This is a genomic window from Mycolicibacterium anyangense (assembly GCF_010731855.1).
GTDB lineage: Bacteria > Actinomycetota > Actinomycetes > Mycobacteriales > Mycobacteriaceae > Mycobacterium > Mycobacterium anyangense.
The window spans coordinates 4,765,790-4,781,148 of record NZ_AP022620.1 but is presented as its reverse complement, the minus strand read 5'-3'; the positions used below and the strand labels follow the sequence as shown (position 1 = coordinate 4,781,148).

Sequence of the window (15,359 nt, the reverse complement as noted above, 5' to 3'; positions counted from 1 at the left end):
TTTCTGTCGAGAAAAGCTTGTCGAGGTTTACAACGCCGTCAATCTTGAGTCTGTTCCGCTCAAGTTTAACGAATCTGCAACGCTCGGCCCAAGAGGCTTTTGGCACCAAAACCCTCGCCGCGCCGATGGCGGCCCGAGTGGCTTTTCGCGGTGGAGGTCAGGCGGCGGAGATGCGTGCCCGGATCTCGAAGTCGAGATCGATCGCCTCGGCGACGTAGACGTCCTGGCTCAGCTGATTACCCTGCATCGTGACCTCACCGCGCGGGCTGATGTAGGTCAAGCCTCCCGCCGCCGCCATCAGGTCGGCCACCGCCAGCGAGCCGGCCCGTGACACCAGCGCGATCAACAAGGTGATGGCCTCGTAGCAGGATTCCCCGATGCTGTTCAGTGCGGGGGCCGCCGGCCCGAACGTGGCGTAGTAGTGCGCAGCGAAATCCATGCTGGCGGTGGTGTGCAGCGCCTCGAAATATCCGGCCGCCGCGAACAACCCGCGATTGCTCTCGCTGCCGCTGGCCATCAGCATGTTCTCTTCGACGTGCGGGCTTAGCCTCGGCACCACCGTGTCCAGCCCGGCCGCGGCGAACTGCCGGTTGAAGAGCACGCCGTCTCGCCCCACGAGCAACAGCACCACCCCGGTTGCGCCACTGATCTCGATCTCGCGGAGGGTGGCCGAGAAGTCCTCGGTGCCCAACGGCACATAGCTCTCACCCACCAGCGGGGTGCCCTGGGCGCGGGCATGCCCCGCTGCCGCGGCCCCGGTCTGCCGTGGCCACACATAGTCGTTGCCGATCACGATCCAGCGATCGACACCGTGTTCGTCGGCCATCCAGTCCATCGCCGGCAGCAGCTGACGCGACGGCGTCTCACCGGTCAGGAAGAGTCCCGCGGTGCGCTCGCCGCCCTCGTAGAGCGGCCCGTACACGTACGGGACCCGGCCCACGGTCACCCGGGCGATCGCCTGCCGAACCGGGGAGATGTGCCAGCCGGTGACCGCGTCGATGGCGCCGCGATCGACCAGCCGGGCGATGTCGGCGGCAACCACAACCGGCGGCCTGCTGCCGTCCACCGGCACCAGCCGGACCTGCCGTCCCAGCACGCCGGTGGTGGCGTTGATGTCGGCGATGGCCAGTTGCGCGCACGCCTCGCAGGACGGCCCGTAGATGCCTGCCGACCCCGACCGCGGGATGACCAGGGCGACGTTGATCGCGGATGTCAGTTGCCCCATCGGCCTCCGTCCACCTGCATCGCGGCCACCACGATCACCATCGTCGGTCTGTCGCGTTACTACCGCGTTGCGCGGCCGTTCACGGGCTGGAAAACAGATCGCCGACGCGTGCCAGGGTGCGGATGAACTGCACGGCGTTGTCCTCACCGAGCTCGTCGACCAGCGCCGCCTTGAGTCCGGACTCCTGCCTGGTGAGTTTGCGGACCTTGGCCTTGCCGCGCGCCGACAGGTGAACCAGCACCCGGCGGCGATCCGTCGCGTCGACCCGGCGAAGTACCAGACCGCCGTCGACCAGCTTGTCGACGATGCGGGTCAACGTCGGCGGCGGGATCGACATCGCCGCCGAGATGTCACTCATCGTGAAGCCGTCACCGGTGCGCAGGGCGCCGAGGACCCGCCAGCCCTCGACGGTGTTGACCTCGGCGTCCAGCAAGCCGTTGCACAGCGCGTCGACCCAGCGACGCTCAGCGCGGAAGAACACTTCGGCAATGCTTTCCAGATTGCTCGTCGACGTCGACACGACGCTCCTGGCTCTTGATCGCTTCTGGGAGGACAACTACTTTGCGCGACAGCGTATCTCACTGAACCGCGCGCCGCAGGACCATGGACTGGGTGAGCGTTTCCAGCGCCGCGGCACCCCACTGGGAGGCCACCCCGAAGCCGGCGCCGACAAGCGCGGTCGTCGCGGCAATCAACGCCGGATTCGACACACCCACGGTGGTGACGGAGTTGCCCGTCGCCGCAATGGTTCCGACCGTCATGGCGAACCCGAACACGATGGCCGGCGCGGCCGACACCCAGGCCAGCCGCGAGACCTGCACCATCGCGAAACTGCCGACCCCCACGGCGATTGCCACCAGAACGGCGCTGGAGGTGTGGGACACCGACAACAGGGTGGCCGTCGCGATGGCAATACCGGTCCAGTTGCAGGCCACCGACTTCAGCAGCCCGGACAGTCCCGAGCCCACGAAGAAGAAGGATGCCCAGGCCAAGAACAGCACCCAGACCGGCAGCTTCCACACCGTGGCCGTCATGAGTGTCGACACCATGCCCAGCACTCCAACGCTGACGGCTAGCGAAGAGATCTTCGACATCTGCGAATCCCTTTCTGCCTCAGTGCTGGTGGTCATGACCGTGGTCATGATCTCCGTGAGCGAGTAGCTCGGCCTCGACGAGGGTCCGCTCCTGGAACTGATCGGCGTCGAAGAAGTTCTTCTGCGCCGCCAGTCGGCAGAACGCCTCACCGAACTGCCGGTAGTAGACGCCGGGGTCACAGGTCTCGTCGATTCCGGAGTCACCGATCACCGCGATCAGGTGCGCCTTGAACTCATCCCATTCGAACGCCCCGGACTTGCACAGGTGCACGACCAGTCCGAAAAGTCTTCCCTGCCAAGGAGCATCGAAGATCAGCTCGCCGTTGGAGCGGGGCAGCGCAATCGTGCCGCCGAGATCGTCGAACCCGGTCAAATCGAGCGTCGCAGTCATCTATGCGCTCCCCGGTGCCGTCGCGAGGGCGGTCCCAACCATCGAGTCGCGGTTGATCAGCGGGATCAACTCCTCGACGGTCATGCCCTCGGTCCCCTTGGGCCGCTGCGGGATCACCAGATAACGGATTTCGGCGCTGCTGTCCCAGACGTCGATCTTGACCTCGTCGGCCAGCGTGACGCCGAACTCGCCGAGCACACTGCGCGGATCCTTGACCACCCGCGCCCGGTACTGCGGATACTTGAACCACGCCGGTGGAATGCCGAGCAACGTCCACGGATAGCACGAGCACAATGTGCAGACAACGACATTGTGCCGCTCATCGGTGTTCTCGACCGCGACCATATGCTCGGTCTGCAGACCGGTGAACCCCATGTCCGCAATCGCCGCGGTGGCATCGCGCAGTAACCATTCGCGGTACTCGGGCTCTGTCCACGCCCGCGCAACCACCTTGGCGCCGTTGATCGGTCCCATGTCGTTCTCGAAGGACGCCACCACGGCATCGACGGCCTCGTGTTCGGCCAGACCCTTCTCGACCATCAGCGACTCGAGCGCGTTCACCCGCGCCTCGACGTCAGACAAAGACAGCCAGTCCATTTCGTTCATCTCTCCTAATCTCAGGCCGGTTCGAGGTAGTTCTCGAACAGATCGGCGTACAGGTTGAAGTCTTCGACCGCCTCGTCACCCCACAGATCGACCGAGCTGAACTTGACCATGTAGAGCTGGTGCGGAGTGTCGATCTGCTTGTGTGCGCTGTCGGCGGGGTCGTGAAAAGCGCCGTACTGCTTGGCGATCACGCCGGGCGCTCGGTTCAGGTAACCGGGCAGCCGGTTGTGGGTCACCTCGTTGATGTTTCGCACACACACCTTCTCCCCGACGGCGTAGCGGGGAGGCGCGTCGGCGGGCAGGTCGTGTGGGGTGCCCTTCCACAGGATCTCGATCATCTGCTCGGCGAACGGCGAGAGCGTCTCCGGCTTCTGCGGGTGCGGGGTCATCGACGGAGTGCCCAGCTCCTGCATCCGTGCGTCGATCTCCTCGTGGGAGATGTAGCCCTTGTCGTTGAGTAGCTTCTCCACCGAGAACAACCAGTGCGCGTAGTAGGTGGAGTCGAGGTACTCGCTCCACTTCATCAGCTCGATACCGTGGCGCTGCTCGTCGAGATTGAACGCACCCTTGGCGATGGCCATCGCGGTCACCGCGTGCATCCGACCCTCGAACGGGTAGCGCCAGTCCGGGATTCCCGGTTCGAGGAATTCGGTGGCGACGGGTCCGATCCCGTCGCGTCCACCCAGGTCGTGTGGACCGTGCATATGCCGCTCTCCCATCATTAGTTCACGGTCGTAATACTTTCATCTGGAACTATGCGCACCGTCGGTGTCGCAGCGCAATCCGTACCGCCATGCGTAACACAGGATTTACTCGCCAGGGCTTGATTGTTAAACCTGGATTTCAGCTTGGGACGATCCCACTCCACCGGTTGACCCGCCGGAACCGTGCCAGGTATTCAGAGCAAGCGAAATATTTGCAATCTGGAAGTAATTACGAAAGGAACCTGATGTCTTCGACCACCGGACAGTCCGCCGTGCAGCACGGCGCGACACTCGACCTGCCCGATTCCACCACCACCGGCATCGCCCTGCAGTTGACGGTGACCACCCTTCTGGCATTGATCGCCTTCTACTTCATCGGCTTCGACCAAGGCGCGGTATCGGTGTTCGGCTCCGACACCCACGTCCACGAGTTCGTCCACGACGCCCGGCATCTGCTCGGCTTCCCCTGCCACTGAAAGGTGCCCCCGATGAACAAGATCATCGGCCTCGGCCTGACCGCCGGCCTGGCGGGCGGGATCGCCGCGTTCGGCTTCGCGCGCGTCCTGGTCTCACCGCTCGTCGATCAGGCGATCGGCCACGAAGAGGCCCACGCACACGGCGACGAGCACGAGGTCTTCAGCCGCGCCCTGCAGGAGAACGTCGGCGCCGGCGTCGGCACGGTCATGTTCGCCGTCGTACTCGGCGCCCTGTTCGCAGTCGCGGTGGCGACCTTGTCGATGTACCGGACCCGGCACGGAATCCGTACCGACCTCCGCTGGACCGTCAGCGGTCTGGCGGCGACGGGGTTCGTCGCGGTCAACCTGGTCCCGGCGATCCGCTTTCCGGCCAACCCGCCCGGTATTGGCATGGCCGACACCATCGGCGCCCGCACCACCGCCTATCTAGTGCTGCTGGTGACCTCGGTGGGGCTGGCGATCGTCGCCGTCGCGCTGGCCGCCCGGCTGAGCCAACGGCTGGGCACCTGGGCGGCGGTCGCGGTCACCGGCTGGGGGTATCTGATCGGCGTCACCCTGGTCGCTCTGTTGCTACCCCACTTTGACGAGGTGTCCGACCACTTCCCCGCCGCCCTGCTCGCCGACTTCCGGCTCTTCTCGCTGCTGACCCAGGCACTGATGTGGCTGGTGCTCTGCACTGTGTTCGCTGCCCTGCTGCCCCGCGTGCTCACCCCGAGGACGGTCGATGCGCATCGTTGAGTTCATTCCTACCTCCGACCAGTACGTCTGGACATTCGGCGGCGCCGAACCGGTGCTGGAGGTCTCGCCAGGAACCGCGATGCGGCTGTGGACCGAGGATGCGTTCGCCGGACGGGTCACCTCCAGCGCCGACAAACCCAGCCGGGTCCTCAACACCAAGGAGCTCAACCCGCAGACCGGGCCGTTCTATGTCACCGGGGCCGAGGTCGGTGACACCCTGGCGCTGCACTTCGTCTCCATCGAGCCGGCCAGGGACTGGGCCGCCTCGACCACCATCCCGCTGTTCGGCGCACTCACCGGCACCGACCGGACCGCAACCCTGCAACCACCGCTTCCCGAGCTGGCCTGGATCTACCAGGTCGACCGGGCACGAGGCACCGCCACCTTCAGCGCCCACGAGAGCGACTTCACCCTCGACATCCCGCTGGCTCCGATGATGGGCACGGTCGGGGTCGCACCCGCGCTGCGGGAAGTCCGCACCACCCTGGTCCCGGACTACTTCGGCGGAAACATGGACACCCCCGAGCTGCGAGCCGGCACGACCGTCTACCTCGGCGTGAACGTCGATGGGGCGCTGTTCTCGGTCGGCGACGGTCACTACCGCCAGGGCGAGGGAGAAACCTGCGGCACCGCACTCGAAGGGGCGATGGACGTCACCCTGGTGGTCGACCTGATCAAGGGCGGCGCGCCGGCGTGGCCACGTTTCGAGCACGACGACGCCCTGCTCACGGTGGGCTCGGCGCGTCCACTCGAGGACGCCTGGCGCTGCAGCCAGGTCGAGATGGTCCGCTGGCTCCAGGAGCTGTACGGATTGAGCACGATCGACGCCTACCAGCTGTGCAGTCAGCTATGCCTGTCACCGCTGGCCAACGTGGTCGACGTGAACTACAGCGCGGTGACGAAGATCAGCAAGGCACTGCTGCCGCCCGCCGAGGCCTACGGCGGTACGCACCGCAAACTGCGGGCCGCAGGGGCTCAGCTGGCGTGAGCTCCCGGCAGGGGTGGACACCACCGTGTTCGAACATATGATCGATCAGTGGGTGAGCTCACCTCGATCGGTCATCACGGACAGCCGGTGCGGCCGCCGTTCCGGCAGGTGCGTCCACCGCTGCCGGTGCTGATCGACCTCACGGTGCTGTTCCCGCGCGAACCGCATCGAACCGGCCGCTACCACCCCCACGGCCTGCAGATGCACAAGGTCGTCGAAGGAACGCTGAGCTGCTGGGGCCTGTGCGAACAGGGCGATTGGTGGGGCCTGGTCACCTACCAGATCGCCTACGGCGCACACCACAAGACCGTCACGCACTGGGTGCCGGCCTGGACGCTCAAACCGTCCTCGAGGAGATCGGCCAGCCGCTGAGCAGCTAGACGACGAATCCACCGTCGACGGTGACGTGGGAGCCGGTCATGAACCCGGATTCCGGGCCAGCCAGGAAACTCACCATGGCGGCGATGTCGCTGGTGTGACCGTATCGCCCCAGCGGAATGATCTTCCGAAGACTGTCGGCGAATTCGCCCTGGTCGGGATTCATGTCGGTGTCGACGGGCCCCGGCTGCACGTTGTTGACGGTGATCCCGCGGGGCCCGAGCTCGCGGGCCAGGCCACGCGTGAACGACGCCACCGCGCCTTTCGTCATCGCATATACCGACAGCCCCGGACCGGGCACCCGGTCGGCGTTCACGCTGCCGATGTTGATGATCCGGCCACCTTCGCCCAGGTGCGCGACCGCGGCGCGCGCCGCCCAGAACACGCCACCGATGTTGATCGCGACCATGGTGTCGAACTGCTGGGCCGTGATGTCCTCGATGGGGGCTATCTCGGCGACGCCGGCGTTGTTCACCAGCACATCCAGCCCGCCTAGTTCGGTGACGGTCCGCTCCACGGCGGCCGTCACCTGGGCCGGATCAGCGGCGTCGGCCCGGATCGCCACCGCCGTGCCACCGCTCGCCGCCACGTCGGCAACCAGTTGTTCGGCCACCGACGCCGAGTTGGCATAAGTGAACGCCACCGCAGCGCCGTCAGCGGCCAGTCGTCGGACGATCGCCGCACCGATACCGCGCGATCCACCGGTTACCAGCGCTCGCCGCCCGGCTAATGCTGCTGTGCTCACGGTCAGTGCCTCCGATGTTGGTGCTGACAGAACGCGATTCGTCCAATGGCTCCGTTCGGGTCAAGCAGGACGACCCAGCCCGGATTCCCGATGTGATCAGCATCGCACTGCGTGCCTCCGTCGTGGCGGCTACCGGGAGTAATCCCAGTACTGCAACCACTGCACGGTGGCGAAGACGCCCAGGGTCAGCAGGTAGCCGACGGCCAGCACGGCGGCGCCCAGAGCGCTGATCCGCGCACCCGCGCCGTCCACCGGGTCCAGCCAGATGCCGAAGAGCCGACCCGCCCACGGCATCAGCACCCACTGCAGCGCCGCGACGCTGACGACCTGACTGAGCCACAGCGCCAGCCACGGCGGGGCACCCGAACCGTCGAGCAGCGGACCCATGAATCGCGACAGCAGCATCACCGTCGGGTAGAGCACGAACAGGATGAGCATCGCAGTCTTCCATTTCGGGGTGATCGCGGTGCGCCCGTTGACGGTGCGGACCGTGGTACCGAACGCGGTGGTGGCCGAGACGACGGAGAATTCAGCGCTCAGACTCGAACGCAGCGGCCCGAGCGCCTCGACGCGTTCTGGGGAACCCAGCCACGTCGACAACTGATGGTCGGTGCGGAACCGCAACACCGAGATCGACTCCCCGCCTTCGGCCGGCGGGAAAGCGCAGCAGCCCTCGAAGCCACCGAAGTGCGCGCTGGCTTGTGCCAATTGTGTTTCGGCAGAGATGAATTCACCTTCCCGACCGGGCGACACCGTGTGCCGGAAGATGCCGACACCCGAGGGCACACCGTGAGCTTCGGTGATCACCAGATCCGCGGTGGCGCGCAGAATTCCGCGCCCCGCACCGCGTTCGAGCACCGCCCGTCGCGCCGCGCCGTCCAGCCAGTCGTGCAGGGCCTGCTCGCTGGCGAAGCTGACAACGATCCCCCAGTCGAGCGAGGGCTGCCCCAGCACCGAGGTCCGGAAATCGGTGGCGGCGGTGGCGGTGGCCCGCATCTCGGAGACCCAGTCGATGAAGCCGGGGGCATCGTTGGTCGGGTGAAAGATCGTGATGACCATGGCTGCGCTCATGGCCGTCAGGATCTCACCTCAGCGGGGAAATATGTTGGGGTCAACGGTGCCCGCTAGATACCTACGCGGTTGCCCTGCACGTACACCTCGGCCACCGAGGATTCCCGAATACCCATCAGCAGTGCGAACAGAGTCTGCTCGCGAGCAAGTTCGGCCTCCTGCGACCGCAGGGCGTTACGCAGCAATCCCTTGAGTGCACCCGCCGGTTGCACGACCACGAAATCGGCTTCCTTACCAAGGTCGAAGTTGCCGAATCGGTCTTCCATATCGAGCGCCCGGGCACCACCCAGGGTGGCGAGGAACAACATCTCCGCCGGGTGTATCGACACCCCATCGTCGCCGGCCTCACTGATGTGTTGTTTGAACGCATCACCCACGACACGGGGGATCAACCATTCGTCACCGCCTCCGAAATCGGTTCCCGCAGAGATGTTCACACCGGAGGCGACGGTGCGCTTCCATGGCATGGTCCCCGAGCCGAGGAACAGCTGCGAGACCGGGCAATGCGAGATCGAGGTACCGGTTTCGGCCATCCGCGCCAATTCGACATCCTGGCAGTGCACACAGTGCGCGAGGATCGTCCGCCGGCCGAGCAGGCTCTTGCCGCCGACCGCCGAACCCGGCAAGAACTTCCCGTCGTAGGTGTCGAGGTACGTATTGACGTGGAAGTCCTGCTTTGTCGTGTCGACCTCGCCGGTTGCGGGGCGGTCGTTCTCATTGAGATGGCTGTGCACGTAGACCCCGCGGTCGCGGAACTCGTCGTAGAGCTCACCGAGATTCCTCAGGGTCTCCGGGGTCACTGCCAGCGAGAACCGCGGCACGATCGCGACGTGGAGCAACGCGGTACTGACGTCTCCGGTATCGGCGGCGTGCCACTGTTCGATCTCAGCCCGGGTCAGCCGAATGGCATCGCCTTCGGAGGTGATCAGCGGCTGGGCACTGTCTGGCCCGCGGGTTTGGATGCCACGCCCGGAGACGATCCGCAGTCCCGCTTTGAGGGTGGTGCGGAAGAGTGCGTCCTGAGCATGCGGAAACGCGGATCCGAACACCATCGCGGCAGTGGTGCCCGCGGCGATCCGCCGCCTGGTGAACTCCAGGGCGGCGTCGGCCGCGAACTCCGGATCGGCGAACTCCGCCTCGGAGGGAAAGATGCACTGCGTCAGCCATTCCAACAGCTGCCCACCACCGTAGGAGGCACCGGCATAGGTCTGGGGAAAGTGGATGTGAGTGTCGACGAACCCCGGTAGCAGGTAGCCGCCCGTGTGGTCGTGCGCCCTGGCCGACGCGTAGAGGTCCGGTAGTTGCGACCGCTCACCGACGAACAGAATCGTGCCGTCCTCACCCACGACCAGCGCACCGTCGGGGATGGACACCAATGCGTCGACGGCTTCGGTGATCCTGGGGCTCCCCGCCAGGTGGAAGATGTGACCGTAGTGGACGTGTGTCGGCATCGCCTAGTGCCTGGCCCGCGTCATGCGCTCGGACAGATCGTTGAGAAGTGCTGCGGCTGAACGTTATTCATGGCACCCGAGGATGTCACACCGTGTTGCCGTTGTCCGACACTGGCGTGAGCCAGATGGCAGGCATCAGGTTGACGTCGCACGACATGGCTTCACCATAACGTCGAGCGCGCCTCTTCGCCTGGTAGCGAGCACGTTCGAATACTCAGTACGCACCGGCGTTCGGCGGCGATGTGGTGGCATACGGATTGGTGAGCACCACCGTCGTCGTCGGGGTGGGCGTGGACGAATTCTCCGCCGGCGGTGTCAACTCGCCGGCGGTCTCGACCGGCGGCGGTGGCGGCGGCCCGGCGGTGGGATTGAGCTCCGTGGTGGAGATCGGCCGGGTCGTCGTCGACGACGTAGTCGTCGTCTTGGAGGTCGTCGGCGGGGTGGTCCGGGTGACCGACGACTGGTTCGGAGGGCTCTCGCGGTGCCGTGAGCTCTCCGAGGTGTGGATCACTGCGAACACCAAGATCAGCAACAGCAGCACCGCTGCGATCCCCGAGACGTAGATCAGAGTGCTCTGCCGGCGATCGTGGCCGTCGTCACCCTTTTCCTCGTCGGCATCCATGCCCACGGCCACAGATAGTACGGTCAGCCGTGGCCGCACGTCGTCCGACCAACAGCAGTCTGACTATCGGCAGGAGGCACCCGTGACGAGCAGTCTGGGCCCAGAGCTGGCCGAACTCATTCCGCTGGCACTGGTCATCACCCTCTCGCCGCTGTCGATCATCCCGGGCATCCTGATGCTGCACACCCCTGCCCCGCGGCCGACCAGCCTGGCCTTCCTGATCGGCTGGATCGTGAGCATCGGCGGCTTGACGGCCGGATTCGTGGCGATCTCGAATGCTCTCGGCGGGCTCAACAAGCAGCCGACCTGGGCTCCGTATGTGCGCATCGTGATCGGCGCCGGGCTCATCGCGTTCGGGTTGTACCGCTGGTTCACCCGTAACCGTTCCGATCACACACCGGCGTGGCTGACATCGATGACGACCATCAAGCCACCCCGCGCCTTCGTCACCGCGATCGTGCTCGCGGTGGTCAATCCCAAGGTTCTGTTCATGTGCGCCGCAGCCGGTTTGGCCATCGGGTCGGCCGGGCTGGGCGCCACCGGGGCCTGGACCGCCGACGTGGTGTTCACCGCCGTGGCCGCCTCGTCGGTTGCGCTTCCGGTGCTGGCCTATCTGGTTGCCGGCGAGCGGCTGGATGAGCCGCTGACCCGGTTGAAGACCTGGATGGAGGAGAAGCACGCCGTCCTGGTGGCGGCCATCCTCGTCGTCATCGGGGTGATGGTGTTGTACAAGGGCATTCACGGGCTGTAGCCGACCGGCCTAAGATCGCGGCCGTGGGCCTCGAGGACCGTGACGCCGTGCGGGTGCTGCACGCTGCCCTGGACCCGCACTCCACCGGCTCCGCCGAGCTGATCCGCCGGCTCTACACCCGCTGGTTCGCCATCGACCCCGACGTGCGGGATCTGTTCCCGCCCGAACTGCACCACCAGCGCGCCGCGTTCGGCCAGGCCATGCACTGGGTGTTCGGGGAGTTCGTGGCGCAGCGAGCCCAGGCGCCGGTGAGCTTCCTGGCCCAGCTCGGCCGTGACCACCGCAAATACGGCGTCACCACCCATCATTACGGCACCCTGCGCGACGCCTGGTACACCACGATGCGCACTCACCTCATCGACGACTGGACCACCGCCGTCGACGACGCCGCCACCCAGGCCATCAACCTGATCATCGGCATCATGTCGGGTGCCGCCGACGCCGAGGACGGTCCCCCCTGGTGGGACGGAACGGTCCTGGAACACCACCGCGTCTCACGTGACCTGGCCGTCGTCCGCCTCCACCTGGACCGGCCGATGCCCTACCACCCGGGCCAATACGTCAACGTGCAGATTCCGCAGTGGCCGCGGCGGTGGCGCTACCTGTCCCCCGCCATGCCGGCCGACCCGGACGGCTACATCGAGTTCCACGTCCGCTCCGTGCTCGGCGGGATGGTCAGCAACGCGATCGTCTCGGAGTGCCGGCCCGGGGACCGGTGGCGGCTGTCGAGCCCGCACGGCGCGATGGAGGTGGACCGCGACGGCGGCGACGTGTTGATGGTGGCCGGCAGCACCGGGCTGGCACCGCTGCGGTCGATCATCATGGACCTGTCCCGGTTCGGCGACAACCCCCGGGTGCACCTGTTCTTCGGCGCCCGGTACCCCTGCGAGTTGTACGACTTGCGCACCCTCTGGGAAATCGCCGCCACCAGCCCATGGCTGTCTGTCTCCCCGGTCTCGGAATACCCGGCCGACCCGCCGTGGGCGGCGGACTACCCCGACGTGCAACCGCCGCGCGGGCTGCACGTCCGCCAGACCGGCCGGCTTCCCGAGGTGGTGACCAAGTACGGCGGCTGGGGCGATCGGCAGATCCTCATCTGCGGTGGTGCCGCCATGGTGCACGCCACCCGCGACGCCCTGATCGCCAAGGGAGCACCGCCGGATCGCATCCAGCACGACCCGCTCTCGGGTTGAGGCCCGCGGCCACGCGTTTCGTGACTTTCGTCCCTTACGTCCTGCACCCGGTGAGACGAGCATCATCGTTGGGGTTGCAAGCAAAGGGGCTGGGATGTGACCACGGGTTCGGCTGACAAGGCTGCCGGCGACCGCGAACTCGACACCGTCGCTTGGCAATTCCTCTGTTCACCCTTCACCGGGCCGGAGTACTGGCACCACTCACTGGACCGGCGGCTGGACGCTTTCCTGCGCCGCCATGGTCGCGAGGACATCCTCAACGACGGTGCGGCCTACGCCGTGGTGATCGAGCGGGTGATGGCGAACATCGGTCGGGCCCGCCAGGTCGGTGTGCTCACGCCGCCGCAGCACTGACGCTGCGCATCATCGCTAGACTTCGACGATGGCCCAGCCGCCGTCCGTCGTCCTGACCGATCCCGCCTCGGCGCTCACCGCCACCTTCGTGCCGTCGGCCGGCATGATCTGCACCTCGCTTGCTGATGGCGGTGTGGAACTGCTGGGGCAGCGACGCGGGCTGCAGGCCTATCTGGACAACGGCAAGACGATGGGCATTCCCATCCTCTATCCGTGGGCAAACCGGTTGAGCACCAACACCTATGACGTGGGCGGTGGTGCGGTGACGCTGACCCCGGGAGTCGGTGGGGTGCGCGCCGATGAGCGCGGCCTACCGATCCACGGTGTGCTCTCGGCCTACCCGGGATGGCTGGTCACCGAGCAGAGCGGCAATCGGCTGACCGCGGACCTCGACTTCGGTGGACAGCCCCGGCTACTGGCCAGTTTCCCGTTCCCGCACATCGTCACGCTGGACATCACCCTGGCCGACCGCGCCCTGACGGTACGTACCACGGTCATCGCGACGACGGTGGCATCGGTGCCCTTGTGTTTCGGCTTCCACCCTTACTTCAGGATTCCCGAGGTTCCGCGGGCGCAGTGGACGCTGCAGACCCCGCCGTTGCGCCACCTGCCGGTAGACGACAGCGGCATTCCGACCGGGGCGGCCGAGCAGTGGGGCCCGTTCTCGGAGGCGTTGGGCGATACCACCTTCGACGACGGCTTCGACGGTGTCGAAGCGGGCGCGGTGTTCACGCTCTCGGGCGGAGACCGTCGGATCGAGATCGTCTTCGATCACGGCTACCCGGCGGCACAGATTTTCGCACCGGGTGGTGAGGACCTGGTCGCGATCGAGCCGATGGCGGCGCCGACCAATGCGCTACGCGCCGGCGGCTACCGCTCAGCGGTCCCCGGCCGGCCCGCAGTGTCCACGTTCACCGTCCGCGTGCGTTGATTCAGAACTCACGCACAGAGTTACTCGAACTTTTCCTGCGTCAGTTCTGGATCGGGACAATGTGCCTACCGCCGGGGCTTCCAGACCACCAGCGCGGTGCTCTTGGGCACCACCGCCAGATCACGACGTTGGTTGGCACGCAACGTCTCCAGCTCACGGGCCATCTCCTGCATCCGCGACTGCAGGGCCTCGACTTGGTTGGTCAGTTCGATGATCCGCTTGATCCCGGCGAGGTTGACGCCCTCGTCCTGGGACAGCCGCTGCACCTCGCGCAGCAGCTCAACATCGCGTTCCGAATAGCGGCGGCCGCCACCGGAACTGCGCTGGGGGCTGACCAGGCCGAGCCGGTCGTAGGTGCGCAGCGTCTGCGCATGCATACCGGCCAGCTCGGCGGCCACCGAGATCAGAAATGTGCGCGACTCCTCCGATGCGCTCATGCCCGATTACCTGCCCATCCGGCTCGCGGGTCGAACCCGCTGGCCTTCTCCGCCGCCGCGTAGGCCTCGAGCGCTTCCAGCGCCTCGCCCTCCACGTTCGGCGGCACCGCGACCTTGACGGTGACCAGCAGGTCACCATGCCCGCCGCTGCGCTTGGGGACACCACGGCCGCGCACCCGCAGGATGCGTCCGTCGGCCGTGCCCTTGGGCACCCGGACGCCGACCTTGCCCTCCAGCGTGGGCACCGAAAGGGTTGTGCCCAAAGCGAGTTCGGTGAAACTCACCGGGACGGTCACGGTCAGGTCGTCGCCGTCACGGCCGAAGACCTTGTCGGGGCGGACGTGCACGGTGACGTACAGGTCACCCGAGGGTGCCCCGCGCAACCCGGCCTCGCCCTGGCCGGCCAGCCGGATACGCTGACCGTCCTCGACGCCCGGGGGGATCCGCACGTTGATGGTGCGGGTGCGGGTGGCGACGCCGGTTCCCCGGCATTCGTCGCACGGATGCTCGATGATCGAGCCACTGCCGCGGCAGTCGGTGCACGGTTCGGAGAACCCGAACGCACCCTGGTTGCGGTTGATCACCCCTGAGCCGTTGCAGGTGGCGCAGACTTTGGGGCTGGTGCCCGGACGTGCACCGCTGCCATGGCAATTGGTGCACGGCGCCGGGCTGGTCAGCCGCAGCGGCATGGCGACACCCTTGGTCGCCTCCAGGAAGTCGAGATCGGTTTCTGTCTCGAGATCCTTGCCGCGCCGGGGCCTACTTGGCCGGGGCTGGGCGCCGCGGCCGAACAATCCGCCGAACAGGTCGCCGATGTTGGCGCCACCGTCCTGTCCGGCTTGGCCGAACAGATCGTTGAGATTGAACTCTGCGCCGTCGCCACTGAAGCCACCGAAGCCGCCACCCGCGCCGCCGCCACCACCGCCGTTGAAACGGCGGCCGAAGCCACCCCCACCGGCGAACAGCCGGCGGGTCTCGTCGTACTCCTTGCGCTTGGCCGGGTCGGTCAGCACATCGCGGGCCTCACCGACCTCCTTGTAGCGCTCTTCGGCCTGCGGGTTGTCGGGGTTGCGATCGGGGTGATTCTCGGCGAGCAGCTTCTTGGCGACCCGCTTGATCTCCGCGTCGTCGGCATCAGAGGAGACGCCGAGCACCTTGTAAAAGTCCTTTTCAACCCATTCGCGTTGAACCATCCAGCGTCACC

The 15,359-nt window shown here is 66.4% G+C and carries 20 protein-coding genes; 9 read left to right on the top strand and 11 right to left on the bottom strand.

Annotated features, from left to right (window positions below; all coding sequences use genetic code 11):
- Window positions 1–157: 157 nt before the first annotated feature.
- The 6 genes from G6N35_RS22515 to nthB form a co-directional block, all read right to left on the bottom strand.
- A complete protein-coding gene (locus G6N35_RS22515) occupies window positions 158–1,225 on the bottom strand; it encodes a substrate-binding domain-containing protein (protein WP_163806248.1) in 1,068 nt (355 codons plus the stop codon).
- Window positions 1,226–1,304: 79 nt separating this feature from the next.
- Window positions 1,305–1,745: a MarR family winged helix-turn-helix transcriptional regulator gene (locus tag G6N35_RS22510; RefSeq protein WP_246224471.1), complete on the bottom strand. Its 441-nt coding sequence runs from the start codon at window positions 1,743–1,745 to the stop codon at window positions 1,305–1,307.
- A 58-nt stretch (window positions 1,746–1,803) separates the two neighbouring features.
- Window positions 1,804–2,319 carry a DUF1097 domain-containing protein gene (locus tag G6N35_RS22505; protein ID WP_163806246.1) on the bottom strand — a complete coding sequence of 172 codons (516 nt, stop codon included), beginning with the start codon at window positions 2,317–2,319 and terminating at the stop codon, window positions 1,804–1,806.
- A gap of 19 nt (window positions 2,320–2,338) precedes the next feature.
- Complete coding sequence (locus G6N35_RS22500; protein ID WP_163806245.1) at window positions 2,339–2,710, bottom strand: nitrile hydratase accessory protein; 372 nt, start codon at window positions 2,708–2,710, stop codon at window positions 2,339–2,341.
- A complete protein-coding gene (gene nthA, locus G6N35_RS22495) occupies window positions 2,711–3,307 on the bottom strand; it encodes a nitrile hydratase subunit alpha (RefSeq protein WP_163806244.1) in 597 nt (198 codons plus the stop codon).
- Window positions 3,308–3,327: 20 nt separating this feature from the next.
- The gene (gene nthB, locus G6N35_RS22490) at window positions 3,328–4,020 is read right to left on the bottom strand and encodes a nitrile hydratase subunit beta (RefSeq protein WP_163806243.1); all 693 of its coding nucleotides are present in this window, start codon (window positions 4,018–4,020) and stop codon (window positions 3,328–3,330) included.
- 245 nt (window positions 4,021–4,265) lie between these two features.
- Here nthB and G6N35_RS22485 point away from each other — a divergent pair, with 245 nt between their 5' ends.
- Genes G6N35_RS22485 through G6N35_RS22470 form a run of 4 tightly spaced genes read left to right on the top strand, consistent with a single transcriptional unit; the run spans window position 4,266 to window position 6,594 of the window.
- Entirely contained in the window at window positions 4,266–4,496 is a 231-nt protein-coding gene (locus G6N35_RS22485; RefSeq protein WP_163806242.1) for a CbtB domain-containing protein, read from the top strand.
- A gap of 12 nt (window positions 4,497–4,508) precedes the next feature.
- The gene (locus G6N35_RS22480) at window positions 4,509–5,234 is read left to right on the top strand and encodes a CbtA family protein (protein ID WP_163806241.1); all 726 of its coding nucleotides are present in this window, start codon (window positions 4,509–4,511) and stop codon (window positions 5,232–5,234) included.
- Entirely contained in the window at window positions 5,221–6,222 is a 1,002-nt protein-coding gene (locus G6N35_RS22475; protein ID WP_163806240.1) for an acetamidase/formamidase family protein, read from the top strand. Before G6N35_RS22480 ends, G6N35_RS22475 begins: the two co-directional genes overlap by 14 nt.
- 48 nt (window positions 6,223–6,270) lie before the next feature.
- Window positions 6,271–6,594, top strand: a complete 324-nt coding sequence (locus G6N35_RS22470) for a hypothetical protein (protein WP_163806239.1) — start codon at window positions 6,271–6,273, stop codon at window positions 6,592–6,594.
- 4 nt (window positions 6,595–6,598) lie between these two features.
- Here G6N35_RS22470 and G6N35_RS22465 read toward each other — a convergent pair whose 3' ends face one another.
- The 3 genes from G6N35_RS22465 to G6N35_RS22455 all read right to left on the bottom strand — a co-directional run bounded on the left by G6N35_RS22465 (window position 6,599) and on the right by G6N35_RS22455 (window position 9,867).
- The gene (locus tag G6N35_RS22465) at window positions 6,599–7,345 is read right to left on the bottom strand and encodes a 3-oxoacyl-ACP reductase family protein (RefSeq protein ID WP_163806238.1); all 747 of its coding nucleotides are present in this window, start codon (window positions 7,343–7,345) and stop codon (window positions 6,599–6,601) included.
- Between the two features lie 129 nt (window positions 7,346–7,474).
- A complete protein-coding gene (locus G6N35_RS22460; protein ID WP_163806237.1) occupies window positions 7,475–8,416 on the bottom strand; it encodes a putative antibiotic biosynthesis monooxygenase in 942 nt (313 codons plus the stop codon).
- A 53-nt stretch (window positions 8,417–8,469) separates the two neighbouring features.
- Window positions 8,470–9,867 (bottom strand): amidohydrolase family protein, encoded by a 1,398-nt coding sequence (locus tag G6N35_RS22455; protein WP_163806236.1) that lies wholly within the window; start codon window positions 9,865–9,867, stop codon window positions 8,470–8,472.
- Between the two features lie 260 nt (window positions 9,868–10,127).
- Between G6N35_RS22455 and G6N35_RS27100 the strand changes: the two genes are divergently transcribed.
- The 5 genes from G6N35_RS27100 to G6N35_RS22430 all read left to right on the top strand — a co-directional run bounded on the left by G6N35_RS27100 (window position 10,128) and on the right by G6N35_RS22430 (window position 13,718).
- On the top strand, window positions 10,128–10,430 hold the full coding sequence (locus G6N35_RS27100; protein WP_220098520.1) for a hypothetical protein: 303 nt from the start codon (window positions 10,128–10,130) through the stop codon (window positions 10,428–10,430).
- Window positions 10,431–10,571: 141 nt separating this feature from the next.
- Window positions 10,572–11,240, top strand: a complete 669-nt coding sequence (locus G6N35_RS22445; RefSeq protein ID WP_163806234.1) for a GAP family protein — start codon at window positions 10,572–10,574, stop codon at window positions 11,238–11,240.
- Window positions 11,241–11,263: 23 nt separating this feature from the next.
- Entirely contained in the window at window positions 11,264–12,433 is a 1,170-nt protein-coding gene (locus G6N35_RS22440) for an FAD-binding oxidoreductase (protein ID WP_163806233.1), read from the top strand.
- A gap of 96 nt (window positions 12,434–12,529) precedes the next feature.
- Window positions 12,530–12,787: a hypothetical protein gene (locus G6N35_RS22435; protein ID WP_163806232.1), complete on the top strand. Its 258-nt coding sequence runs from the start codon at window positions 12,530–12,532 to the stop codon at window positions 12,785–12,787.
- A 28-nt stretch (window positions 12,788–12,815) separates the two neighbouring features.
- Window positions 12,816–13,718 (top strand): aldose 1-epimerase, encoded by a 903-nt coding sequence (locus tag G6N35_RS22430; protein ID WP_163806231.1) that lies wholly within the window; start codon window positions 12,816–12,818, stop codon window positions 13,716–13,718.
- A 65-nt stretch (window positions 13,719–13,783) separates the two neighbouring features.
- On the opposite strand, the gene G6N35_RS22425 is transcribed toward G6N35_RS22430, so the two are convergent.
- Window positions 13,784–14,155, bottom strand: a complete 372-nt coding sequence (locus G6N35_RS22425; RefSeq protein WP_163806230.1) for a heat shock protein transcriptional repressor HspR — start codon at window positions 14,153–14,155, stop codon at window positions 13,784–13,786.
- Entirely contained in the window at window positions 14,152–15,348 is a 1,197-nt protein-coding gene (gene dnaJ / locus G6N35_RS22420) for a molecular chaperone DnaJ (RefSeq protein WP_163806229.1), read from the bottom strand. The genes G6N35_RS22425 and dnaJ overlap by 4 nt, the downstream gene beginning before the upstream one ends.
- Between the last annotated feature and the right edge of the window lie 11 nt (window positions 15,349–15,359).